Raw genomic sequence first — 25,666 nt, forward strand, 5'->3', positions numbered from 1 at the left:
GATATAACCTAAAAGTCGCTCTACGCAATGCCACTAATTACCACCCCCTTACAGTAATTGAGACTCATGGTATAGTACCATTAGCAAAATTCAGTTTTCAAGATGAAGACTCATCTGCCCACCATACCTGTTTCACCTGCTGTAAAAATTGGTATGATGGGCGTTTTGTTTTTGACGCGCTTACATCCCCTCCCTGCTTCGCGGAGGAAGGGGAATTACGCGAAATCTGTTAAAAAAGAATTCAGAAGTCAGAATCCAGAATAAATCAGTGGCGGAAAAAACCCACCATTAAGGCGCGAAAGACTTAGCTGGGTATTTCAAAGTTTATCTGCCCTTCTGACTCCTGACTTCTGAATTCTATTTAGATTAAGTCTGTTTCTTTTACCTTTTGCTTTAATTATTATGAGTGCAGAAATTATTTGTGTTGGTACTGAACTGCTATTAGGCGATATCCTCAACAGTAATTCTCAATTCCTCGCCCAACAATTAGCGAAACTCGGCATTCCTCATTATTATCAAACAGTGGTCGGGGATAATCCCGAAAGATTAAAGCAAGTTATTGAAATTGCTATTGCTAGAGCGAATATTTTAATTTTTACTGGTGGTCTTGGCCCGACACCAGATGATTTAACTTGTGAAACTATTGCAGATTTTTTTGGCGCACCTTTAGTAGAAGATCCAGAAATTATCGAAGATATTACTCAGAAATTTGCTCAACGGGGTCGGGTGATGACTCCTACTAACCGTAAGCAAGCTTTAATTCCCCAAGGTGCTGAAGTTTTACCCAACCCAACAGGAACCGCACCGGGGATTATTTGGCAACCTCGTCCTGAAGTTACAATTTTTACCTTTCCTGGTGTTCCTAGTGAAATGTACAGAATGTGGGAAGAAACAGCAGTACCGTTTTTGAAAAATCAAGGCTGGGGTAAGGAAATTATTTATAGCCGGAGTTTAAGATTTTGGGGTATTGGTGAATCAGCTTTAGCGGAAAAAGTGTCTTCTTATTTCAACTTACCCAACCCGACAGTTGCACCTTACGCCGGAAAGGGAGAGGTGAGATTGCGAATTTCTGCCAAAGCAGCATCAGCCACCGCCGCCGAGGAATTGATTGTACCTATTGAAAAACAACTGCAAGAAATTGCCGGCTTAGATTGTTATGGTGCTGATGATGATACTTTAGCTTCTGTGGTGGGTGAGTTGTTGCGTTCAGCAGGCGAAACTGTATCAGTAGCCGAATCTTGTACTGGTGGTGGACTGGGGCAGATGTTCACAGAAATTGCTGGTAGTTCTGATTATTTTTGGGGTGGGGTAATTTCTTACGACAACTCAGCAAAGGTGCGGTTATTGGGGGTGAACCCAGAAGATTTAGAGAAATTTGGGGCTGTGAGTCCTGTGGTAGCGGCACAAATGGCTACGGGAGTGAAAAGCCGCTTAGAAACTAGCTGGGGATTGAGTATTACTGGTATTGCTGGCCCTGGTGGCGGAACGGATATTAAGCCTGTGGGTTTAGTTTATATCGGTTTAGCTGGGCCAAATAACGAAGTGAAAAGTTTTGAGCAGCGTTTTGGAACAATGCGCGATCGCAATTTTATTCGCCATTTAAGTGCATGTACAGCACTAGATTTACTGCGTCGGCAATTATTAAAGCGGTAGAAATTTAGAGAGTAGGGAAATTCTACAATACAGTGGCTCTTCAGCACTAAATAAAAGCTTGGGCATTGCTCAAAAGCAATTTGCTGTCTGGACAATGCCTTCAGCTAGTTGGGTATGTAGATTTGGCTGACTCGATTACTATTATGTCTAGCCGATGTATGAAATGATGTTGGGGTTTTTGTTTAACTTAGCGTATAACTTGTATAAGTTGTATACGAATAAGTAATCTGATACAGATTGTGGTGGTAGATTATGGCAAAGCGATCGCTCCAAGCATCGGCTGAAGGGATCAGAAAAGCAAAACAAGCCTTTAAACGCAAAGGCTGGACACAAGAATATTTAGCAGCTGAGGTAGGCTTAGAGACTCGCCAAGCCATTTGGAAGTTTTTTACTGGCCAACGGATAGACCGTCATGTATTTAACGATATTTGTTTTGCTCTGGAACTAGATATCGCAGAAATTGCCCAATCTTTTACCACAGACGAATCAGGTTTGCTAGACAGCCCTGCAAATCTATCATTAGATATTGAGACAGTTGTACACAAACTGCGGTCTGTGTATCACAAAAATATTCAAATGCAGTGTGGTACTGTGCAAATCTTGGATGTTGCCCAAACAATACAATTCCATGATATTTATGTTGATGTCGAAATTTTAGAAGAAATTAACAGTCGCAGATGGCTAGAAATTAAGAAATTTCCCCAGGTATGGATCAAAGAAAATAACTGCTTGGGTGTAGTTGACTGGCCGCAAACTAGAACTTCGGGAATAGCAGCCGTCAAAAAATATGACAAGCTGATGGTGCTAGGTAAACCCGGTATTGGCAAAACCACATTTTTGCAAGCGATCGCCAATAGTTGTAATCTGGGATTGCTTTACCCTGATTATTTACCCATTTTTTTGCGGTTAAAAGACTTTGCGGAAGATATTCGCGGATCTAGTCAAATTAGTTTATTTAACTATCTGTGTGAATCTTTTCTCAATTTGGGCATTAGTGAACAAGAATTAAATACAGTTTTCACACATGGACGGGCTTTAATTTTATTAGATGGCTTAGACGAAGTTCTTGAGAAAGATGTCAATAAAATCATCAACAAAATTCGGCAACTTACCGAAAAATTTTGTAAAAATAAAATAATTATTACTTGTAGACTGGGCATACAAAATTATAAATTTTATGGCTTTACCGAAGTCGAAATTGGCAATTTTACTCAACCGCAAATAGCTAATTTTGCCGAAAAGTGGTTTCTTGCTATTGCCAAACAAACACCAGCCTTAGCCAAAGAATTAGCCAGTCGCTTTATGCAAAAGCTGGAATTAAAAGAAAATTTACCAATTCTAGATTTAGCAAGCACCCCGCTTTTACTTAACTTTATTTGTTTGGTCTTTCAGTTTAACGAAGATTTTCCCAACAACCGCGCTGAAATTTATAAACAAATTTTGGATTTACTACTCACGCGCTGGGATGAAGCTAAAGGCGTTAAAAGAGATGAAATTTATCCTAATTTTTCATTGTTGCACAAAATTAAACTACTCAGTCATTTAGCAGCAATTACCTTTCCCCAAAGCAGTTATTTTCAGCCACAATCCCATCTGTGTCAACTAATTACAGATTATTTACTGCAAAATTTTAATCCAACTCACGATGCCGCAGCTTTAGAAATAGAAAGTGCATCTGTATTACAGGCAATTGAAGCCCAGCATGGATTATTGATGCAAAAGGCACTAGGAATTTATGCCTTTTCGCATTTTAGCTTGCAACAATATTTCACTGCTAAAGAAATAGTGACTAACCTCAATTCCCAAACCCTAGCAGCATTGATGAAGCACCTGAATAAAAAATATTGGCGGGAAGTTTTTTTACTAAGTGCGGGAATGTTAAACCCTGCCGATGAATTATTAAAATCTATGAAGGAAAAGATTGATAATTTATCTCGAAAAAATTCTAAAATACATCATTTTTTAATTTGGCTGATGCAAAAATCAGCCGCCGTCAAAACATCTTATCATGTAGCAAGTGTGCGGGCTTTTTACTTTACTCTGGCCTTGCCTCCAGAATCAGCTTTAGCCTGTAATCAAGAACTCGCTATACTTTTGGATAATCAGCTTGCAGGTAATCTCGCCACAGATTTAGCATTAGATTTGGCTTTAACGCATGGATTGACTGTAAGTTTAGGCATAAATCCAGATATTTTTTTACCAAGATTTTCGGCTTTGAGTTTATCCCTTGATCTCAAGCATTTGTTGGCAAATCAACCAGAATTGCTGACAGCATTGCAAAACCTTAAAAATCAGCTACCTTCCCCCAGTCAAGGTGGAGAAGTTTTGAAAATTTGGTGGCAAGACAATGGCAAAAACTGGACAGAAAGCTTACGTAATTGGATGATTACTAACCGCAAAGTTGGGCATAATTGGCAATTTAATTCTCAAGATTTGGAGGAGATACAACAGTATTGGGATGCTAACCAATTACTTTTAGATTGTTTGAAAACTGCCACTGATGTTTCTCCACAATTACGGAATTATTTAGAGACAAGTTTGTTTTTGCCGGGGAAGTCTGACGATTGAAATCGCGGCTATAAGACAATATGCTTCAGTTAAGTTTATGAGAGTTGATTTCTCAATTTCTGCTCTATCTATCAGATAATGAACAAGATTTGGGGGATTCTCCCCCAAGCCCCCGATTGGGGGACGGTTGCGTCCCCCAAACCCCCTCCAAAATCATTTTTTCGTTTTTTGTTGAATCATTATTTGTTGGTTTGGTTAAAATTTATTTTTCTTATACTAAATTGAAGAATGATTGCGACAAATGGATTACCCAAAAGCTTACCAGTCAATCCTTTCTCAATCCAAAATCTAAAATCAAAAATGGTATTATCTGAAATGTATTGGTATATAAATCAAACTTGAGATAGGCGACAAAAATTCCGTCTTAGTTCTAAATTACAAAAGTTGCGTCTAACTTCTCACGGTTATGAAATTTCTTCGTTGTTGTTGGTGGTTGGCTTTGTTATTGATGACAGCAGGTTGTAACCAAACTCGTGCTGTTTCTGAATCTACGCCTGCGCCTTTATTAGCAGCAAATACACAATCAAAAAATATTATCCGCACTGAACCGCTTGCGCCACAACCAATTCGCATCAATTTGCAGAAGTTACCGCCACCTTTCGCTACCAAAAGCGCCTCGAAGCGCCCAGAGGTAGTATCTATTCCCCAAAATCCGGTATTGCGCGTACCGCCAGGATTTCAGGTGAATGTCTTTGCAGAAGGTTTGGACGCACCCCGATGGTTGGCTTTAACTCCTAGTGGTGATGTGTTGGTAACAGAAACGAGAGAAAACCGCATTCGCTTGCTGAGAGATAGTAATGGCGATGGTGTAGCTGATGTGAGTCAAACATTTGCGAGTGCAGACAATGGCTTAAATATTCCTTTTGGGATGGCGTTTGCGGGGAATTATTTCTTTTTGGGGAACACTGATGAGGTTTTACGGTTTCCCTACAGCAAAGGACAAAAACAACTATCGGGGACTGGGACAAAAATTGCTGATCTTCCTGGCGGTGGTTATAACCAACATTGGACAAGAAATGTTATCGCTGCACCAGATGGGAAGAAGTTGTATGTTTCGGTTGGTTCTCGTTCTAATGTGGATGAGGAAGAGTTACCGAGGGCTTCTGTACAGGTGATGAATTTGGATGGTTCCCAAAAGCAAACTTTCGCCTTTGGTTTGCGAAATCCTGTAGGTTTGGATTTTCATCCGGTGACGAAGGAACTCTACACAACGGTAAATGAACGGGATGGTATTGGAGATGAATTGGTTCCTGATTATTTCACCCGCATTCAGCAGGGAGAATTTTATGGCTGGCCTTATACTTACTTAACACCAGATAAACTTGACCCCCGTCAAACGGCGAATGGTAAAAGTAAACGCCCAGATTTAGCAGCCCGGACTCGTACACCTGATGTGTTATTTCAAGCTCATTCGGCGGCGTTAGGTGTGCAGTTTTACGATGGTAAGAGTTTTCCTGAAAAATATAAAAATGGCGCTTTTGTGGCGTTTAGGGGTTCTTGGAACCGCGATCGCGGGACTGGTTATAAAGTTGTATTTGTACCTTTTAATACTCAAGGACGACCACAAGGCAATTACGAAGATTTTCTCACGGGATTTTTGTTAAATCCCAGTACCCCAACTACTTGGGGAAGGCCTGTTGGTTTATTAGTTTTGCCAGATGGGAGTTTGTTAGTCACAGAAGAAGCTAATAACCGGATTTATCGCATTCAATATGTAGGTAATCAAAAATAGACTAAAAAATAGCAGCCGCCGATACAAGCTGATATCCGCCGATAATTTTAAATAACAATTAGTGTTTCGTGGCGGTTCATGTCTATTCCTAACAATAGTAATGCTGTAGCAAGTTTATCTAATTTACCTTTATCACCAAACGGTGCAAAGGTAATTTTAGGTACTAGTCTTGAACCGCAACAATTAGCTATACCAATAGCACCTAGCCCAATCACAATGTTTGGCCCTCGTGGGGCTTGTTTAATATCAGAAAATAAGTCATTGTGGGTGTCAGATACAGGACATCATCGATTATTAGGATGGCGGAATTTACCTAGTGAAGATAATCAACCGGCAGACTGGGTAATTGGACAACCAGACTTTTATCATGAAGGGCAGAATGCTAAAGGTAAGCCAGGAAGAAACACGGTTAGCGTCCCCACCGGAATTTGTGTTTGTGGGCAAGGTTTAGCCGTGGCTGATGCTTGGAATCATCGCGTTTTGATTTGGCAAAATGTCCCAGAAGATAGCAATGTGCCAGCCGATTTGGTATTAGGACAGACTAATTTTATTGATAATGAACCTAATCGCGGCACTCAGCAAGCAACTGCTAATACAATGCACTGGCCTTATGGTGTTTTCTATCATCAAGGTAAGCTATTTGTGGCTGATACTGGTAATCGCAGGTTGTTAATTTGGCAAGAATTACCCACAGAAAATGGTCAGCCTGCGGATATCGTTCTGGGACAACCAGATATGATTTCTCGTAATGAAAATGGTGGCGCTTCTGCAACGGCGGCGAGTATGCGTTGGTGTCATGATATTGCTATTTGGCATGATAATTTGGTTGTTGCTGATGCGGGTAATCATCGGGTGATGATTTGGCAAGGTATCCCCACAGAAAATAATGCGCCTTGTGCGGTAGTGTTAGGACAAAATAGCTTTGATTTTGTAGAGATGAATCAAGGGGTATATTGGCCGAGTGGAAGTAGTTTAAGTATGCCTTATGGGGTGTCGACGACTGGGGAATGGTTGCTAGTGGCGGATACGGCAAATTCGCGGTTGCTAGGATGGCAGCAGCCGGAATCTATATTATCATTGCAAGGTGCGATCGCTCCGGCAATCATTGGACAAAGTAGCTTTGCAAGTAAAAGCGAAAACCGCAATTATGGACTCCCGAAGCGCGATAGTCTGAATTGGCCTTATGGGGTGAAAATTTGCGGGAATACGGCGGTAATTGCTGATTCTGGAAATAATCGGGTTTTATTGTGGGGGTTTGATGGGGAGAATTAAACGAACCGCCAAGCCGCCAAGGACGCAAAGAGAAGAATATGGTGAGTGAAGAAATTAGAGTTAGAGGTACTGTTCAGGGGGTGGGGTTTCGTCCGACTGTCTACTGTCTGGCTAAAGCTTGCGGGTTGCGGGGCGATGTTTGTAATGATGGAGAAGGTGTATTAATTCGTGTCTCTGGAAGTGAGGAAGCAATAGCTGAGTTTGTGGTGAGGTTACAGCAAGAATGTCCACCACTGGCAAAAATTCAAGAGTTAATCAGAACTCGATGTACACAAGAGTATAACTATGATGATTTTGTGATTTCGCCAAGTGTCAGCAACAAAATCAAAACCGACATCACACCAGATGCGGCGACTTGTCCCCAATGTCAAAAGGAAATTTTTGACCCCTTTAGTCGGTTTTACCGTTACCCTTTTACTAACTGTACTCATTGCGGCCCCCGTCTGAGTATTATTCGCGCTATTCCTTATGACAGATGTAATACCAGTATGTCTGCGTTTGTGATGTGCGCTGAATGTGCAGCAGAATACCACGATGTCGAAAACCGCAGATTTCACGCCCAACCTACAGCTTGCCATAGTTGCGGCCCTTCTGCTTGGCTAGAACGTGCTGATGGTAAACCTGTGACTGCTTCGATGTTTTCGATGATGGATGATGTGGATGCTGTTTGTACGTTGTTGCAAAAGGGTGAAATTGTTGCAATTAAGGGGTTAGGTGGGTTTCATTTGGCTTGTGATGCAACAAATGAAGTTGCTGTGCAGAAATTACGTCAGCGTAAGCAACGTTATGATAAGCCTTTTGCTTTGATGGCGCGAGATTTGGCGGTAATTGAGGAATATTGTATTGTTGGTGAGAAAGAGAAGGCGTTATTAGTTAGTTCGGCTGCACCTGTTGTTTTGTTGCGGAGGAAAGAAGAAACGAACCGCCAAGGGCGCAAAGAGCGCGGAGAAGAAGAGGGAAGAGGAGTTAAAGAGGGTTTTGGTATAAGTCTTATAAATAATAAAAACACTCAGCACTCAGCACTCAGCACTCAGCACTCTCATAAAAGCACTCAGCACTCCATAGCAGAATCCGTTGCACCAGGACAAAATACTCTAGGATTCATGTTACCTTATACGCCTTTGCATCATTTAATTTTGCGGCGGATGAATCGACCCATTGTGTTAACGAGTGGCAATATTTCTGATGAACCACAGTGTATTGATAATGATGCGGCGTTAGAAAAGTTGGGGAAGATTGCTGATTATTTTCTCTTACATAATCGGGATATTGTGAATCGTATTGATGATTCAGTCGTGCGGGTTGTTGGTGATAAATTACAAATAGTTCGTCGTGCTAGAGGATACGCACCAGCACCGATTAATTTACCACCAGGATTTGAGCAAGTACCGCCAATTTTAGCAATGGGGAGTGAGTTAAAGAATACTTTTTGTTTGTTGCGTGATGGTGAGGCAATTTTATCGCAACATTTAGGTGATTTAGAAAATGTGGCGGCGTTTAATGCTTATCAGGAAACGCTGAATTTATACTTGAATTTATTTGAGCATAAACCAGAAGCGATCGCCATCGATAAACACCCTGAATATCTTTCTAGTAAATTTGGTAAAGAACTCGCCACGGCTAATCAAATTCCTCTGCATCAAATTCAACATCATCACGCCCACATTGCTGCTTGTCTGGCGGAAAATAACATTGCTTTAAATACATCACCAGTTGTAGGTATTGCTTTTGATGGTTTGGGTTATGGCGAAGATGGCACACTTTGGGGCGGAGAATTTCTGCTGGCTGACTACCGTCAATTTCAGCGACTAGCAACATTTAAACCAGTGGCGATGATAGGTGGTGAACAAGCAATTTACCAACCCTGGCGTAATACTTATGCCCATTTAATCTCAGCAAATCTTTGGGAGCAATGCCAACAAGAATATCCTGATTTAGAAATATTAAAATTTCTGAAAAAAAAGCCATTACAATTACTCAATCAAGTTATAGAAAAAAACATTAACTCACCTCCAGCCTCATCAGTCGGGCGATTATTTGATGCGGTAGCCGCCGCTATTGGTATTTGTACTGAAGCATGTAGCTATGAAGGACAAGCTGCGATCGCCTTAGAATCTTTAGTTGATGTTAACATCTTAAACAATCATAAAGAAAAGCTAATTTATCCCTTTAATTTTAACTTTTCCGATAATATCTATTGTATAGACTCAGCACCAATGTGGTCTGCTTTACTCAGTGATTTGCAGCAACAAATTACCCAATCAGTTATAGCTGCTAAATTTCACCAAAGTTTAGCTCATATTACAGTAAAAATGGTTAAGCTTCTGTGTCAAGAATATCAAATTCAGCAAGTAGTTCTCACAGGAGGAGTATTTCAAAATACTATCTTATTACAGTTAGTCGCTCAACAGTTACAAGCCTCTAATATTAACGTACTAACTCATAGCTTAGTTCCTACTAACGATGGCGGTTTATCGTTAGGACAAGCCATAATTACAGCCGCAAAATTAATTACAAATTATTAACGCTTCTTCTCTGCGCCCTCCGCGCCTCTGCGGTTCGCTATAAAAGGAAAATACAAATGTGCTTAGGAATTCCTGGACAAATTGTCGAAATTACCGACACTCAGAAAAAATTAGCCATTGTGAATGTTGCTGGTGTCAAACGTCAAGTTAACATCGCTTGCATCGTCGATGAACAACATACGCCCGAAGCTTGTTTAGGGGATTGGGTGTTAGTTCACGTTGGTTTTGCGATGAATCGAATTAATGAAGAAGAAGCTGCGGAGACATTAAAATTATTAGCAGAAATCGCTGCTATGAGTTAGAGCTTTTAACGCAGAGTTTATACAGTAAATTAGCCCTAGATTTTATGAAATACGTTGACGAATTTCGGGAACCCGAAAAAGCCCACGCCCTACAAAAAGAGATAGTAAAAATCAGCCGCCAAATAGAAAAACATATCAAAATTATGGAAATCTGTGGCGGACATACTCACTCTATTTTTAAATACGGTATTGAAGAAATTCTGCCCGACAATATTGAATTAATACATGGGCCTGGTTGTCCAGTCTGTGTCATGCCAAGGGGGAGGTTAGATGATGCGATCGCTATCTCCCAACATCCTAACGTCATCTTGGCAACATTTGGCGACACCATGCGCGTTCCCGGTTCCAAAGACAGCCTACTGCAAGCCAAAGCCAAAGGCGCAGATATTCGTATGGTGTACTCGCCCTTAGATAGCTTACAACTCGCCAAAGATAACCCCAACAAAGAAGTAGTCTTCTTCGCCCTCGGCTTTGAAACCACAGTCCCCAGCACAGCTTTTACCATCCTCCAAGCTGATGCAGAAAACATACATAACTTTAGTATGTTCTGCAATCATGTATTAGTTATTCCCGCCCTCAAAGCACTATTAGATAACCCAGATTTACAACTAGATGGATTTGTTGGCCCTGGGCATGTCAGCATGGTAATTGGTACTGACCCCTATCAATTTATCGCCCAACAATATCATAAACCAATAGTTGTTTCTGGTTTTGAACCCCTAGACATTCTCCAATCAGTTTGGATGTTATTAAAACAGCTAGTAGAAAATCGTTACGAAGTCGAAAACCAATATAACCGACTTGTCGAAAAAGCTGGAAATCAAATAGCACTAAAAGCGATGAATCAAGTTTTTGCTGTACGCGAAACTTTTGAATGGCGTGGTTTAGGAGAACTACCAAATTCCGGCTTAAAAATTCGTCCTGAATATAGCCAATTTGATGCTGAAGTAAAATTTACCATCCCTAATCAAAAAGTTGCTGACCATAAAGCTTGTAAATGTGGCGAAATTCTCAAAGGAGTTTTAAAACCGTGGGAATGTAAAGTATTTGGTACAGCCTGCACCCCAGAAACACCGATAGGTACTTGCATGGTTTCCTCGGAAGGTGCTTGTGCAGCTTATTACAAATACGGACGCTTCTCTAATTTCACGCAAAAAAAAGTAACTGAAAAACAAACAGCAAGTCTAACTTCATAACCTAATATAAGAGTGAGCAATCCGCACTCTACAACACAAAAATTTTAGGATTGGAGTAGGAATTTATGCCTTTTGTTACAGTCAAAATTGCCCGTGGTCATTCCATCGAAAAAAAACGGCATCTAGTCGAAGCTATTACTAACGCCCTAGTCACATCCTTAGATACTAAACCAGAATGGATAACCATTCACATTGATGAATTTGAACGTGAAAATTGGGCTGTTAACGGTATCTTACACTGCGATAGACATCGCGGTAGACATGACGAAACCGGCAGATAACACCATTTAGAAGGCAGGAGGCAGGAATTAGTAGATATTAATAGTTATTTAATAAACAACTTTTTATCTCTATTACCTGTAACCTGTCACCTATCACCTACTATAAATTTCTATCATAAATTATTTTAATCAATTCTATATGGATTTATCATCATCAAATCAATTACAAAATCCCCTGTTTCAAAAAATTGAACAAGTCCGCCGTCGCCAAGCAAAAATTCGAGATAGTCACATAAATTTATCACATGGTAGTGGCGGTAAAGCCATGCGTGATTTAATTGATGATGTCTTTATACAGAGTTTTGATAATCCCATTCTTTCCCAATTAGAAGACCAAGCCAGCCTTAATTTAGCCAATCTTTTACAACAAGGAGATAGACTCGCATTTACTACAGATTCTTATGTTGTAGACCCATTATTTTTCCCTGGTAGCGATATTGGAGAATTAGCAATTAACGGCACAGTTAATGATTTAGCAGTTAGTGGTGCAAAACCTTTATATCTGACCTGTAGCGTCATTTTAGAAGAAGGTTTACCCCTAGAAACTCTACGGCGTGTAGTAGCCAGTATGCAAGCCGCCGCCAAAAATGCAGGCGTACAAATTGTCACAGGTGACACAAAAGTTGTGCATCGTGGCGCGGCTGATAAATTATTTATTAACACTGCTGGTATTGGTGTCATTCCCACAGGCGTGAATATTTCAGCACACAATATTCAACCAGGAGATGCCATTATTATTAACGGCGAATTAGGAAATCATGGCACAGCAATTTTAATTGCCCGTGGTGAATTAGCCTTAGAAACTGATATTAATAGTGATTGCCAACCCTTACATAGTCTAGTTGCAACCATCCTCAACGTTTGCCCCGAAATTCATGCCATGCGGGATGTAACACGCGGCGGTTTAGCCACAGTATTAAATGAATTTGCCCTCACCTCTAATGTTGGCATTCGCCTGGATGAAAAATCAATTCCTATTAGAGAAGAAGTCAAAGGAGTTTGCGAAATTTTAGGTTTAGACCCCTTATACTTAGCCAACGAAGGTAAATTAGTCGTAGTAGTAAAACATGATTACGCCGACAAAGTTTTAGCAGCCATGAAAACGCATCCAGCAGGCAAAGATGCTTGTATAGTCGGTGAAGTTATCGCCTCACCTCCCGGCGTTGTCTTCCTCAAAACAACCTTTGGTGCTGAACGAATTGTAGATATGCTAGTAGGCGACCAACTACCAAGAATTTGTTAGATATTAAACTCCTCTCCGCGCCTCTGCGCCTCTGCGTGAAACAAAAACTATGCACGAACTAGGAATAACCCAAAATATAGTAGCCATCGTCACCGAACACGCCAAAGGTATGAAAGTACAGAAAGTAGTCTTAGAAATTGGCAAACTTTCAGCCATTATGCCTGATGCGATTAAATTTTGTTTTGATATTTGCTCAAAAGGCACACTTTTAGAAAATTCCCTATTAGAAATTATCGAAATACCAGGATTAGCTAAATGTCGTCAATGCGGGACAGAAATTGCTCTTGATAAGCCTTTTGGTGTTTGCCAATGTGGTAGCGTGCAACTTGATTTAATAACTGGTGAAGAACTCAAAATTAAAGAAATAGAAATAGAGGAAATATGTGTGTAACTTGCGGTTGTTCTGATGATGCTGAAGGCAAAATTACAAATCTCCAAACAGGTGAAGTTAATCACCATCACGACCATCATACCCACACTCACACTTTACCCGATGGGACTGTGATTACCCATTCTCATAATCACGATGAACCATCACAAATTCATGCTAAAATTCATGGCACAACTATATCTTTAGAACAAGATATCTTAGCAAAAAATAACTTATTGGCAGCCCAAAACCGGGGATGGTTTAAGGGTCGAAATATTCTCGCCTTAAATTTGATGAGTTCTCCCGGTGCAGGCAAAACAACATTATTAACTCGCACTATTAATGATTTAAAACAGCAATTACCGATTAGTGTAATTGAAGGCGACCAAGAAACAACTAATGATGCTCAAAAAATTAAAGAAACAGGCTGTAAAGTTGTGCAAATCAACACAGGTACAGGCTGTCATTTAGATGCGTCGATGATAGAAAGAGGTGTACAACAACTCAACCCGCCACTAAATTCTGTGGTGATGATTGAGAATGTGGGGAATTTGGTTTGTCCGGCTTTATTTGATTTGGGAGAACAGGCGAAGGTTGTGATTTTGTCTGTTACCGAGGGAGAAGATAAGCCGATAAAATATCCCCATATATTCCGCGCCAGTGAGATGATGATTCTCACCAAAGTTGATTTATTGCCTTACGTGCAGTTTGATGTGAAACGTTGCATTGAATATGCTAAACAAGTGAACCCACATATACAGGTTTTTCAGGTGTCGGCGATGACTGGTGAGGGTTTAGATAATTGGTACAAGTGGTTGACGGAAAAGGTGGGGAGTTTCTCTATACCAGTTTAAGGTTTATTCACGCAGAGACGCATACTTCGACTCCCTTCGACTGCGCTCAGGGCAAGTCGCTCAGTAACCAGAGGCGCAGAGAGTAAGAGTTATCTGAGTGAAATGAGATATGCGATCGCAAAAATCATAAATACCGACATAAAATCTATAATTGCGATCGCTAAATTAATTACCCTATATTTACTCTAAAAAATAAGTTCCTAACTCTTTGATTCTCTCTACCCAATTTTTCACTTCAGCAGCTACTTGATACTTCCATTGGAGTTGAAGCACTTCTCTTGTATAAGAATCATCAAATATAACTTTGTCTTTGTTTTCAAAGACTGGCGCAACAAATTCTACCCCAGCAGCTTGGGCAAATAAATTGGACATTTGGCTAATGCTTAAATTTTCCGGCGCTGCTAGATAATGTCCTCCTTTCATACCTTTTCGCGCAGCAGCAATGTAGCAGTCTGCTAAATCATCCACATGAACCCACGCCGTCATAAAATCTGGTGGAAATGGTTGATAGCCTTGGTGTGGTTTACCTGTAATGAACTGCTGAATTGCAAAATCCCAGAAACTGCCACGAGTTGGCGCTGAACCATAAACTGATGCCGGATACAAAATGGAAGCATTACCTCCATCGCTGATATATTTTTCTACTAGCGCATCTTTCATAACATTTACGCCCACTAGCAATTCAATACACACTAAATATTCGGGTCTTATATAATCTTTTGGCGGAGGTGTTTCGGTAATTCTTCCGCCATCAGCAGTAATCAAAGAGAAATTTCCACTGGTGGCAATTACATGAATATCTGGTGAAACTGCCTTAGCACCGTGTAAAGCGGCTTCTAATGATAGGCGGTCTTGAGCAAATTGAGCTTCTTTCGTTGCCTCTGGAGGCATGTGCCAAGCAACATTAATCACTGTTGTAATATCATGCTGGCGAATTGCTTGGGCAACATCATTGCTAGAAAAGCTGTCTTCTTGAGAGCGAATTATTTCTTTACAGAAAGGTTTGATAACGTTAACATCACTACTTGGCCTCACAAGTGCGAATACCGCGAAATCTTCTGTTTGGGAAAATTTACGGCACAATGCCCCGCCAATGTAGCCGGTTGCACCTAAAATCAAGACATTCTTTACATAAGAACTGGTTTCGGATGAAATTTCTGGGTTGTCTGTCATATTTTGAGTACCTACATCCTGACTTCAAAGCTGAAGTTTTTATCATCGCAGTATTTTGCTGTGTTGACGATTTACTGGTATAAATTACCGAAGCCTAAGCTTTTAATGCGTATGCAAAATCTATAAATGTGTTCGCTGAAATAGAAAATGCGATCGCAAAAATAACAAATGCGTATGTAAAATTTATGGATTGGTTCGCTGAAATAGAAAACGCGATCGCAAAAATAACAAATGCGTATGCAAAATTTATGGATGTGTTTGCTGAAATAGAAAATGCGATCGCAAAAATAACAAATGCGTATGCAAAATCTATAAATGTGTTCGCTGAAATAGAAAACGCGATCGCAAAAATAACAAATGCGTATGTAAAATCTATAAATGTGTTCGCTGATATAGAAAATGCGATCGCAAAAATAACAAATGCGTATGCAAAATTTATGGATGAGTTCGCTGAAATAGAAAACGCGATCGCACCGAAGTGGTTGGTTTCGACTTCGCTCAACCAACCCCACGCCCTGAGCTAATCTCGCGCCCTGAGCGAAGTCGAAGGGCATCACTCATGCTACATTATTTTCTGGATTATCACCCCGCATCACCATTACCATACTCATAAGAATCGCAGACAAAGTTTAAATCTTGTCAAACTGGTGAATAATCGCCTTTGAGAGTATTGGCACGTTGAAAATTTGCCTGAGACATTTTGTTGCTACGATGAAAATCACGAACGTCTAAATTTTAAGCGATCGCACAACACAATTTTTCAGTTACGCTACTAAATTTGTTGGGTTGCTCTCAAACTCTTAGTCTCCGCGTCTCTGCGCCTCTGCGTGAGACAAAAATCATCTCGTCAGCAACACCAAACATAAAAACACAGATGCACATTGTCACCTGTGTTTATCTATATATATCTGCGTTAAGCGAGATTCAACACCTTGCGTAACAGTGCTTGGTCTTCGATTTTCGCTTTGAGGCGACCATTTTCCACATCTCGAATCCAGCTTTGGCTTTTGCCGGTGAGTTTGGCTAATTCCCGTTGGGAAAGATTTAAATTTTTGCGGGCTTCTAAAATCTGTTCGCCAACTAAATCGCCTGTAAGTCTGACTCGTCTCCGGTTTTTGATAGTGCGTCGTTGCTTCTTTTCCGAGTCAGAAATTTGCTGTTCCCATTCTGGCGGGAGTTCAAATGACAAAATCCGCGCGTTCATCAACAGGTTCCATTTACCACGGGGGCCGGAATCTGTTAGGCGGGTTTCGCCACCACCGTCATTAATCCAAAATTCTAAGGCTTCGTCTGGATCTTCAGGTATGCCCATTAACTTCGCCCACAATGGTTGAATTTCTATTGGGTAAGTTACTGGGTCAAACATGGGTTTAACTCCCAAATGATTCAGCACTTCTAAATCACTTTCAAATGTCCGCAATAATCGTTTGCGTTCTTCTCGCTGTCGGGAAGCTAGAGTAACTTTTTCCTCACCATAAGCAATGCGTAACAAGGTAGGAACAGTGATGCGTTGTTCTCTACCCATCTTGGTTTTGAATAATAACCACAACATGAGTCGGACTGCGCCTTCGTGTTGTTGCCAAATACTCATAACGGTGGTGAGCAAGGTTTTGGGCAAACTACCGTATTGGTAAAAGGCGCTACGCTCTTTACAGGCTTGTTTGTTGAGGAAATGCTGCGCCCAAATTCCGGCGCGAATTTTGAAGGTTAGCCCAACTAGGTATTTACAGCCTATGTCATCTTCTTGGAAGTGGTGTTGGATATGGACTAAGTGCCACAAGCGAGATTGAGTAACTGAAAATCCTTTGACGCGCCCTTGTTGCGGCCAGTCAATAGATATTAACAGCGAGCAAGCTTGTTGGACAAGATTTTTCATTAAGGTGAGTTTGGCAGTTTTACTTAGGTCTTTGCGCTTTTCTAGCCCTAAATATTTTTCTATTTGCCGTTCATCTAGCGAAAATTCTTGCTCCCAAGGTTGTTCTAAGGTTGTGGCGTAGGCGGCAAATATTAAATGGATACAAGCCGCCCGAATATCCATTGTTTCGATCGCTTCTAAATTAGTGATACGATCGCTAACTTGGAAGGGATGTTGAATGTGAAAAGCAATTGTGCCTTTGCCTTGGCTGACTTGTCGGCTGTAAGATAAATATCCTTCTGCGTCTTGTTCCCAATTTAAGGATGTGCGTTGAGCCAATACATTACACGCCTCCCAAATTGCGATCGCTGAAGCAAAAGGGTTATTCTTCCCATTAGAAAATAAATCCGGGCTGGTAGCATCTCGCGGTTCAACTTTACATCTCCCCTTTTTCGCTTGCCACGGTATAGGCGAATTTGTCGGACAAGCTATTACACATTGCGGTTCTGGATAATAGCCCTCACAATTGTTACACAGACAAGGATCAATCCAATATTCATCGTCTTCTAACTGAATCGCACCCGTAGGACATTGGGGACGGCAGTTATCACATCCAACGCAACTGTTGTTAGGAATTGTATACGGCATAAAACTTCTTCCCACCTAATCGTTGAGATGTTTGGCTCAAGTCTCCCCTGGATGTGTCCTGTTTATTTCAGGACTTACGCACCAACATTGTCAGTGGAGACTGGGTGTGGGGGTGAAAGGGTATAGGGTTAAGGGGTTTTGAATAAGTACACACGCCACTTGGCTCAAGTCGGGAAACCCACCCATGCCAGTAGCTCCCCTACACCCTTACACCCTTCCCACAATCCTTGATTTTTCGTCTCACTGCGTAAGTCCTATTTTTATCACTCGCAACCACATTAATTACCTAGCAAGAAGTAAATTTTCTTGCTGCGATAATTGCCCACATCCATATTCAGACTTAGTATCCAAGTAGAGGCTCAATTAGGCTTTTCAGCCCAGCCGAATCTTTATTGTTCATTAACTATAAATTTCATAAATATTTAGATGATTTTGTTCATCATGAGCTTAGGAAATTTTCTTAAGCTTTCACATTTTTTTAATTACTAACCTTTAATGCTTGGCTGCAAAACCTTAACCCAAGGATTTTTGCTGAATTTTTATACACACAATCATTTAGCAGAATCCCATTTATTAATAATTTTAATATTTAATATCAAGCTAACTGCTGCTACAAAAATCACATTTTTAATTAAAATGCTCAAACCACCTGCTACTCCATCGATTTGGGCATTTTTATTGCTAAATAACAATACGTTGCTAATACAAATTGCAAATATATTTATGTAATGAAAGAACATAAGTTTTGTATAGTGATTTACTGTCTTTTTTATGTCGGCTAAAAGCTGCAAAAGAATTGCATTATTAATTCAGGCAGTAATTAACTTTAAGGTAATTGATTTAACTAAATAAAAGACTCATATTTTATTTCTGAAATACACGTAGGATGTGTTAGCGACAGCGTAACACTTCTACTTCAAAGCTTTTGGTGCGTTACGGCTTACGCCTAACACACCCTACTTGATTAGAATTATGATTAAAAAAGATATGAATTATTGCTATAAAGTCTCATTTAAATAATCAAAATAAACCTGAAAATAGATTAAAAGTCATCAAACTTTAATGAAAGAAAAATTAATCGTTTCACAACAAAACAAAACAATTAGATTAAGTTAGTATGAAATTAAGTACAAACGATTAGATAGGCGAAATCGCCAAAGGTTTATTCATGGCAACACTAACAGGATTGACATTTGGAGGTAAACCCTGGACACCTAAATTTGCCCAGGAGATTGACAAAGATAAATGTATCGGCTGTGGCAGATGTATTAAAGTGTGTGGGTATAGTGTGCTGGATTTAAAAGCACTCAATGAAGAAGGTGAATTTGTCGAAGATGAAGAAGATGATGAAATCGAGCGCAAAGTCATGGTAGTTGCTCATCCAGAGAACTGCATTGGTTGTGAAGCTTGCTCTCGGATTTGTCCTAAGAACTGCTACACCCACGCTGAATTGAACAACTAAATATTGGCGGAAGCTGCAAAGTTGTTGTTTTGGTAAGGGGGTACTCAGCAAGGTAAATTGAGGGGAATTTATATAGCAGGTGACAGGTAACATGTGACAGATGACAGGGTTATAATCCTGGGTTTGTTAAGTGGAGCATCTGTAAATTTACTAAACCATGTCTCAAGTGCTATTTAATTACTAGGACTGGTGAAAAAGTTCGTAGTAAACAAATGCGTAAATTGTAAATTGTTACTTATTAACTAAATCATACTTGCTGCTATTTTGAGTGTTCAATATGAGAACTAATAGTACCCTCTGACAACAACTATTACTGTTGGTATAACTAGAAGGCACTCTTGTCGAATTCATTAGAAATATTGTTAAGTTTTTGGGGGAAGGATCTGAAGAGATTTGGAAAATTCCCCCAAGTTTTACATTATGTCAGATACAACATTAATAAGTAGAACTCAAAAGTCAAAAATCAAATATCGACAGAATTTGATTATAAGCTTTTGTACTGATTTCAATCGTGAAGTTAGGTGTGTTACTGAAGTATCAAAAAATGAATTTACAAAGATAAATTTCCTACTTCAGATTTCATACTAGCCTGCGGCAATTCGCTGCGCGTCTACACACTTCAAACTTCATACTTACAGGAGCTTTTATGCAACAAATTCCTGTTTCACTATGGACGCTAGTTGCTGGCATGGCAGTTACAGCGTTTAGTGTTTGGGTTGGTCACAACCACGCACTACTACCAGAACAAGCATCACAACAAGCGCCTTTGGTAGATGGATTTTTCAACATCATGTTTACCATTGCGATCGCTTTATTTCTGGTTGTAGAAAGCACCATTCTGATTTTTTTAGTAAAGTTTCGTCGCCGACGTGGTGACGAAACCGATGGTTTACCAATAGAGGGCAATGTTCCTTTAGAAATTTTCTGGACAGCTATCCCATCAGTGATTGTGATTGGCTTAGGCATCTATAGCGTAGATGTCTTTAATCAGATGGGTGGTTTGGAACCAGGAAGTCACGCCCATTCTCCGGCTCATGTTGCCCATAGTTCTGGAACTGCCCTAGCTGCTACCCTCAATGATATCCCAGAACCAACTTCAGCCCCAAGCATTGGCCTTGGTGCGAGTCGGGGAGAAAGCAAACCTGCGGATTTGGTAGTGAACGTTACCGGAATGCAATTTGCTTGGATTTTCGAGTATCCCAATGGTGGCGTTACCACGGGTGAGTTACATATTCCTGTAGGTGCTGATGTGCAGTTGAATTTGTCAGCTCAGGATGTGATTCACGCCTTTTGGGTTCCGCAATTCCGGGTGAAACAAGATGCGCTTCCCGGTATCCCCACTCAATTGCGCTTCACCGCCACTAAAACAGGTACTTATCCCGTCGTGTGTGCGGAACTTTGTGGTGGCTATCACGGTTCCATGCGATCGCAAGTCATCGTCCACACACCAGAAGAATACGATAGCTGGTTGAAAGAAACCCAACTCGCCCAAAAACCAGACTTGCAAAAAGCGATCGCAGTTAATCCCGCCGACTTATCACCCTCCGAGTTCCTTGCGCCTCATATCCAACACCTGGGCGTGAGTGCAGCAACTCTAGAGTCAATAGTCAAAGGTCAATAGTCAATGGCCAATAGACCTTTTAAAAGTCGTTATTTGCGAACTTTTATTTGCGCCTTTGCGCCTTTGCGCGAAACAAAAAAAGACCAATGACAAAGGACAAACTTATGACACAAACAGAATTACCTCGGAATACACCGCCCGACAAAAATCCACAAGTAGCCGTTACCCATACCGCACATCCCAAAAAGTGGAAATGGTACGACTACTTCACCTTCAACATTGACCATAAGGTGATCGGGATTCAGTATCTAGTCACAGCGTTTTTGTTTTACCTGATCGGTGGATTGATGGCGATCGCCATTCGCGCCGAACTCGCCACCCCAGATGCGGATATCCTCGATCCCAACCTATATAACGCCTTCATGACCAACCACGGGACAATCATGATTTTCCTGTGGATTGTTCCCAGTGCGATTGGGGGATTTGGCAACTATCTAGTACCGTTGATGGTTGGTGCTAGAGATATGGCATTCCCCAAACTGAATGCGATCGCTTTTTGGTTAAACCCACCAGCCGGATTATTGCTGTTGCTGAGTTTCCTGTTTGGTGGTTCTCAATCAGGTTGGACAGCTTACCCACCACTGAGTTTAGTTACCGCGCCAGTTGCCCAATCTCTATGGATTTTGGCAATTGTCTTAGTCGGTACTTCCTCAATTTTGGGTTCCCTAAACTTTGTCATCACCATCTTAATGATGAAAGTTCCCAGCCTGAAATGGGATCAACTACCCTTATTCTGCTGGGCAATCTTAGCCACTTCCGTATTAGCACTTCTCTCTACACCTGTGTTAGCTGCGGGTTTAGTGTTGCTATTATTTGACATCAACTTCGGCACATCCTTCTTTAAACCAGATGCAGGCGGTAACGTTGTTATCTATCAACACCTTTTCTGGTTCTATTCTCACCCGGCAGTATATCTGATGATTCTGCCAATTTTCGGCATCATGTCCGAGGTGATTCCCGTTCACGCCCGTAAACCAATTTTCGGATATAAAGCGATCGCTTATTCCAGCGTCGCCATCTGCGTCGTCGGGTTGTTCGTCTGGGTACACCACATGTTTACCAGTGGTACACCCGGTTGGATGCGGATGTTCTTCACAATTTCTACCCTCATCGTTGCTGTTCCCACTGGCGTAAAAATATTTGCTTGGGTTGCGACCCTCTGGGGTGGAAAAATCCGCTTTACCAGTGCCATGCTATTTGCGATCGGCTTATTGTCGATGTTCGTCATGGGTGGTTTAAGCGGCGTAACAATGGGAACAGCCCCCTTTGATGTTCACGTCCACGATACTTACTATGTAGTCGGACACTTCCACTACGTCTTATTTGGTGGTTCCGTATTTGGGATTTACGCAGGTATATATCACTGGTTCCCCAAAATGACCGGACACAAGCTAAACGAATTTTTGGGACGGGTTCATTTTGCCCTCACCTTCATCGGGACAAACCTTACCTTCTTACCGATGCACGAATTAGGTTTACAAGGTATGCCCCGACGAGTGGCTATGTATGACCCCCAATTCACTAGCTTGAATGAAATTTGTACCATCGGCGCATTCATCTTAGGCTTATCAGTTATCCCCTTTACCATCAACATACTGTGGAGTTGGAGTAGAGGCGAAGTTGCAGGTGATAATCCTTGGCGGGCTTTAACCCTAGAATGGACAACCAGTTCACCTCCATTGATTGAAAACTGGGAAGTTTTACCCGTAGCCACTCACGGCCCCTACGACTACGGACATAACCCCGAAGCACAACCCACCACAACAACTGAAGTGAGTGCGTAAATAACTACCTCTTGCGTTCACACCAGTCTAATTACCCCCCTTAATCCCCCCTTTCCAAGGGGGGAGATCGGAAAATCTAGTTCCCTCCCTTTTATAAGGGGAAATCGGAAAATCTAGTTCCCTCCCTTTTATAAGGGGAGATCGGAAAATCTAGTTCCCTCCCCTTTCCAAGGGGAGGGTTAGGGTGGGGTAATTAAAAACTCCCCCCTGAAAAATTCAGATGGTAAAAATATGACAGTCGCCACACCCAGCGAACATCACGGACATGAGGCCGAACATCATCCAGATTTGCGAGTTCCGGGATTATTAACCTTCCTCATCTCGGAATCTTTAATGTTTGGCGGATTCTTTGCCACATACTTGTTTTTTCGCGGCACTACAGAAGTCTGGCCGCCAGAAGGTACAGAAGTAGAATTACTCGTACCGACAATTAACACCATCATTCTGGTGTCTAGCAGCTTCGTCATTCACTTTGGTGATATGGCGATTAAAAAGAATAACGTCGCCGGAATGCAATGGTGGTACAAAGTGACCGCCGTTATGGGCGCAATGTTTTTGTTAGGTCAAGTTTATGAGTACCTAACCTTGGGATATGGCATGACAGCCAATATCTTTGCTAACTGCTTTTATATCATGACAGGCTTCCACGGATTGCACGTATTTGTGGGACTGTTATTGATTTTAGGAGTATTGAAGCGATCGCAACGTCCCGGCCATTACTCCGCCACCAAACACACCGGCATCGAAATGGCAGAAATTTACTGGCACTTCGTAGACATCATTTGGATTGTTCTCTTTTCTTTGTTGTACATTCTTACACAGTTTTAAGAGGCTAGGGGCTAGTAATGAGTAGGGTGTGTTACGGCACAAAGTGATTCAATGTAAAGAAAACTATTCTTTCTGCCGTAACGCACCGAATTGATTGGTGCGTTACGCTGACGCGATAACACACCCTACAAATTTCATACTTCATACTTCACACTTCAGAATTTTTATGGTCGATACCAACAGATTTTCTTGGTTTCAAGTACCAGAAAATGTCAAAAAATTACTAATTCTAGCTGCTGATACTTGGCATAATAATTCTGAATCCGAGAAATATATGCAACAAGCCATCACCGAAGCCGGAGAAAATACAGACATTTTAGTTTCAGCTTATAGATATTTTTACTACAAAAATAATTATTCTCTCGCCTTGCAAACAACAACCAAATTATTAGATAAAATTAAAAAAGCAGAAAATTTTCCTGAAAATTGGGAACAGCTAAAACCCATACTCATAAATCGGAGGGAAGAAAACCAAATCAGATTGTACTTAAATGCTTATGCTGCTACTGGTTTGGTTTTAGCTAAATTAGGAAACATCGAACAAGCCAAAGAAATCAGCATCAGGGTGCAAGAAATTGACCCCAAACATGATTATGGTGCTGGTATCCTTCTGGATATTTTGACACGTCCAGCCGAGGAAGAAGATTGAATAGTCACTTGTCACTTGTCATTAGTTATTAGTAACTATCAAAACAAATGATAAAGAACAAATGACAAATAACCAACACTCAACGATCAAAATTTACAAATCATGATGAACAATTTCTATTTTGCTCGACCTCTTTCCACATTTACCCTACCCGAAAATCCACTGCCTAATACTGTTCCTTTATCACCTGTAAGTCTGCCTGAAACAAATTCTCCTTGGTATGCAGCACCAGTAATTGTCATGCCTTCCACTTCTCAATTTAGATTCTAAAAGTTATGCAAGGTAGGGATTGGCTACTTACTGGAGACGGTCAGTATCAAATTTGTAAATCTGTCAGAGCATGGGATTTATTGCGAGAAAATTATCGCCTCTATCGTTTTTTGACTGAGGTGGAAGATGTTCTCAATGGTGTTGAGGATGAATCTAGCCGTCTACCACAAATTAGGATGTTGGTGAGGCGCTTAATTGCCAATTCCTACTGGGTGAGAAGTCAACATTTAGAGCCTTGTCCCAAAACAGGAACTTCTGTTGTTCTCTTATACGATGAATTGGGTTTTCCGTTAACTGTCCAAACAGTAACCTTTGCACCAGGGACAACTTCAAACATTCATAATCATGGCACTTGGGGAGTTGTCGCGGTGTTAAAAGGTCAAGAAAAAAACACTGTTTGGCGACGCACAGATAACTCAACAACTTCAGCTAAAATTGAACAAACAGGAGAAATAACTTTATCTCCAGGAGATATTGTGAGTTTCACTCCTGATGCAATTCACAGCGTGCAAGCAGTCGGTGATCAACCAACTGTGACTTTCAATATTTATGGGGAAACTGATCCAAAACAAAGATTTGAGTTTGATTTAGTTACCCATACAGCACGAAAGTTTTAGTAGAGGGGTGTAGGGGTGTAAGGGTAGAAAGGGTGTACTTCGACTGCGCTCAGTAAGCAGGGTGTAGGGGAAGATTATGTGAATCAGCATTTTTAACCACAAGAAAATCTCACAAACATAAACATCTTTCCCTTATACCCCTACCCCCTTACACCCCTACACCCTAATTGAGAGGGTTCTCTGCGTAAGTCCTAAACCATAAAGTGGATTAGGAGCAAGCACAATGGCAAGAGTAATTTTTTATGAAAAACCAGGCTGTAAAAATGGTACTAGACAAAAAGTGTTGTTAACTGCGGCTGGTCATGAAGTAATTTCATACAACTTATTAACCGAACCTTGGACGATTGAGCGTTTACGGTCATTTTTTGGTAATCGCCCTGTATCTGAATGGTTTAATCGGGCTGCGCCCAAGGTCAAATCAGGCGAGATTGTTCCCGAAAATATCGACGCGGAAACCGCCTTGGTACAGATGTTGCGTGACCCGTTATTAATTCGTCGTCCTTTAATTCAAGTAGGCGATCGCCGCGAAGTTGGTTTTGAGGTCGAAAAACTTGACGCTTGGATTGGCTTAAAACCTGTTGATGAATCCTTCCAAGCTATGAGTGAAGACTTGATGAGTAAGGATTTGCAAGGCTGCGCCCACGGTGGTAATCACCACCATGAACACGGCCACGGTCATGGTAATTGTAAACATTAATCAGTAAACAGTTATCAGTTATCAGTTATCAAATAAATAATCACTGTTAACTGTTAACTGTTTACT

The 25,666-nt window shown here is 41.0% G+C and carries 24 protein-coding genes; 20 read left to right on the forward strand and 4 right to left on the reverse strand.

The window, feature by feature from the left end; translation table 11 throughout:
* The 12 genes from H6G28_RS36590 to hypB all read left to right on the forward strand — a co-directional run.
* On the forward strand, window positions 1–233 hold a 233-nt coding region (locus H6G28_RS36590; protein WP_206758264.1), incomplete at its 5' end, for a hypothetical protein.
* Window positions 234–402: 169 nt separating this feature from the next.
* Complete coding sequence (locus tag H6G28_RS20485) at window positions 403–1,653, forward strand: competence/damage-inducible protein A (protein ID WP_190587809.1); 1,251 nt, start codon at window positions 403–405, stop codon at window positions 1,651–1,653.
* Window positions 1,654–1,905: 252 nt separating this feature from the next.
* The gene (locus H6G28_RS20490; RefSeq protein WP_190673622.1) at window positions 1,906–4,221 is read left to right on the forward strand and encodes an NACHT domain-containing protein; all 2,316 of its coding nucleotides are present in this window, start codon (window positions 1,906–1,908) and stop codon (window positions 4,219–4,221) included.
* Window positions 4,222–4,627: 406 nt separating this feature from the next.
* On the forward strand, window positions 4,628–5,953 hold the full coding sequence (locus H6G28_RS20495; RefSeq protein WP_190673625.1) for a PQQ-dependent sugar dehydrogenase: 1,326 nt from the start codon (window positions 4,628–4,630) through the stop codon (window positions 5,951–5,953).
* Window positions 5,954–6,031: 78 nt separating this feature from the next.
* Window positions 6,032–7,225, forward strand: a complete 1,194-nt coding sequence (locus H6G28_RS20500; protein WP_190673628.1) for an NHL repeat-containing protein — start codon at window positions 6,032–6,034, stop codon at window positions 7,223–7,225.
* 38 nt (window positions 7,226–7,263) lie between these two features.
* Window positions 7,264–9,750 carry a carbamoyltransferase HypF gene (hypF, locus tag H6G28_RS20505; RefSeq protein WP_190673631.1) on the forward strand — a complete coding sequence of 829 codons (2,487 nt, stop codon included), beginning with the start codon at window positions 7,264–7,266 and terminating at the stop codon, window positions 9,748–9,750.
* 56 nt (window positions 9,751–9,806) lie between these two features.
* The gene (locus H6G28_RS20510) at window positions 9,807–10,052 is read left to right on the forward strand and encodes a HypC/HybG/HupF family hydrogenase formation chaperone (RefSeq protein WP_190587814.1); all 246 of its coding nucleotides are present in this window, start codon (window positions 9,807–9,809) and stop codon (window positions 10,050–10,052) included.
* 44 nt (window positions 10,053–10,096) lie between these two features.
* Entirely contained in the window at window positions 10,097–11,248 is a 1,152-nt protein-coding gene (gene hypD / locus H6G28_RS20515) for a hydrogenase formation protein HypD (protein ID WP_190673634.1), read from the forward strand.
* A gap of 65 nt (window positions 11,249–11,313) precedes the next feature.
* Window positions 11,314–11,529, forward strand: coding sequence for a tautomerase family protein (locus tag H6G28_RS20520; protein WP_015111665.1), 216 nt, complete (start codon window positions 11,314–11,316; stop codon window positions 11,527–11,529).
* 139 nt (window positions 11,530–11,668) lie between these two features.
* The gene (gene hypE, locus H6G28_RS20525) at window positions 11,669–12,772 is read left to right on the forward strand and encodes a hydrogenase expression/formation protein HypE (protein ID WP_190673636.1); all 1,104 of its coding nucleotides are present in this window, start codon (window positions 11,669–11,671) and stop codon (window positions 12,770–12,772) included.
* Window positions 12,773–12,821: 49 nt separating this feature from the next.
* Window positions 12,822–13,163: a hydrogenase maturation nickel metallochaperone HypA/HybF gene (locus tag H6G28_RS20530; protein ID WP_190587817.1), complete on the forward strand. Its 342-nt coding sequence runs from the start codon at window positions 12,822–12,824 to the stop codon at window positions 13,161–13,163.
* On the forward strand, window positions 13,154–13,996 hold the full coding sequence (hypB, locus tag H6G28_RS20535) for a hydrogenase nickel incorporation protein HypB (RefSeq protein ID WP_190673638.1): 843 nt from the start codon (window positions 13,154–13,156) through the stop codon (window positions 13,994–13,996). Before H6G28_RS20530 ends, hypB begins: the two co-directional genes overlap by 10 nt.
* A 180-nt stretch (window positions 13,997–14,176) precedes the next feature.
* Here the strand turns inward: hypB and H6G28_RS20540 are convergent, their stop codons facing one another.
* Window positions 14,177–15,169: an NAD-dependent epimerase/dehydratase family protein gene (locus H6G28_RS20540; protein WP_190673639.1), complete on the reverse strand. Its 993-nt coding sequence runs from the start codon at window positions 15,167–15,169 to the stop codon at window positions 14,177–14,179.
* A gap of 185 nt (window positions 15,170–15,354) precedes the next feature.
* Between H6G28_RS20540 and H6G28_RS20545 the strand changes: the two genes are divergently transcribed.
* Window positions 15,355–15,693: a hypothetical protein gene (locus tag H6G28_RS20545; protein WP_190673641.1), complete on the forward strand. Its 339-nt coding sequence runs from the start codon at window positions 15,355–15,357 to the stop codon at window positions 15,691–15,693.
* A gap of 389 nt (window positions 15,694–16,082) precedes the next feature.
* On the opposite strand, the gene H6G28_RS20550 is transcribed toward H6G28_RS20545, so the two are convergent.
* Both H6G28_RS20550 and H6G28_RS20555 read right to left on the reverse strand, forming a co-directional pair.
* Window positions 16,083–17,672 (reverse strand): helix-turn-helix domain-containing protein, encoded by a 1,590-nt coding sequence (locus tag H6G28_RS20550; RefSeq protein WP_190673643.1) that lies wholly within the window; start codon window positions 17,670–17,672, stop codon window positions 16,083–16,085.
* Window positions 17,673–18,223: 551 nt separating this feature from the next.
* Entirely contained in the window at window positions 18,224–18,463 is a 240-nt protein-coding gene (locus H6G28_RS20555; RefSeq protein ID WP_190587821.1) for a hypothetical protein, read from the reverse strand.
* Window positions 18,464–18,840: 377 nt separating this feature from the next.
* Between H6G28_RS20555 and fdxB the strand changes: the two genes are divergently transcribed.
* The 5 genes from fdxB to H6G28_RS20580 all read left to right on the forward strand — a co-directional run bounded on the left by fdxB (window position 18,841) and on the right by H6G28_RS20580 (window position 24,016).
* Window positions 18,841–19,134, forward strand: a complete 294-nt coding sequence (gene fdxB / locus H6G28_RS20560) for a ferredoxin III, nif-specific (RefSeq protein WP_190587822.1) — start codon at window positions 18,841–18,843, stop codon at window positions 19,132–19,134.
* Window positions 19,135–19,780: 646 nt separating this feature from the next.
* Window positions 19,781–20,755: a cytochrome c oxidase subunit II gene (locus tag H6G28_RS20565; protein ID WP_190673645.1), complete on the forward strand. Its 975-nt coding sequence runs from the start codon at window positions 19,781–19,783 to the stop codon at window positions 20,753–20,755.
* A 104-nt stretch (window positions 20,756–20,859) separates the two neighbouring features.
* Entirely contained in the window at window positions 20,860–22,539 is a 1,680-nt protein-coding gene (gene ctaD / locus H6G28_RS20570; protein ID WP_190673647.1) for a cytochrome c oxidase subunit I, read from the forward strand.
* 231 nt (window positions 22,540–22,770) lie between these two features.
* Window positions 22,771–23,367 carry a cytochrome c oxidase subunit 3 gene (locus tag H6G28_RS20575; RefSeq protein ID WP_190587824.1) on the forward strand — a complete coding sequence of 199 codons (597 nt, stop codon included), beginning with the start codon at window positions 22,771–22,773 and terminating at the stop codon, window positions 23,365–23,367.
* A 166-nt stretch (window positions 23,368–23,533) separates the two neighbouring features.
* Entirely contained in the window at window positions 23,534–24,016 is a 483-nt protein-coding gene (locus H6G28_RS20580) for a hypothetical protein (protein ID WP_190673650.1), read from the forward strand.
* A 116-nt stretch (window positions 24,017–24,132) separates the two neighbouring features.
* Here the strand turns inward: H6G28_RS20580 and H6G28_RS37400 are convergent, their stop codons facing one another.
* Window positions 24,133–24,258 (reverse strand): hypothetical protein, encoded by a 126-nt coding sequence (locus H6G28_RS37400; protein WP_277883238.1) that lies wholly within the window; start codon window positions 24,256–24,258, stop codon window positions 24,133–24,135.
* A 33-nt stretch (window positions 24,259–24,291) separates the two neighbouring features.
* Here H6G28_RS37400 and H6G28_RS20590 point away from each other — a divergent pair, with 33 nt between their 5' ends.
* Window positions 24,292–24,903, forward strand: coding sequence for a cysteine dioxygenase family protein (locus tag H6G28_RS20590; protein WP_190673655.1), 612 nt, complete (start codon window positions 24,292–24,294; stop codon window positions 24,901–24,903).
* Between the two features lie 223 nt (window positions 24,904–25,126).
* Entirely contained in the window at window positions 25,127–25,600 is a 474-nt protein-coding gene (locus tag H6G28_RS20595) for an ArsC/Spx/MgsR family protein (protein WP_190673658.1), read from the forward strand.
* Window positions 25,601–25,666: the final 66 nt, after the last annotated feature.

The sequence above is a fragment of the Nostoc sp. FACHB-190 genome, from assembly GCF_014696905.1.
GTDB lineage: Bacteria > Cyanobacteriota > Cyanobacteriia > Cyanobacteriales > Nostocaceae > Nostoc_B.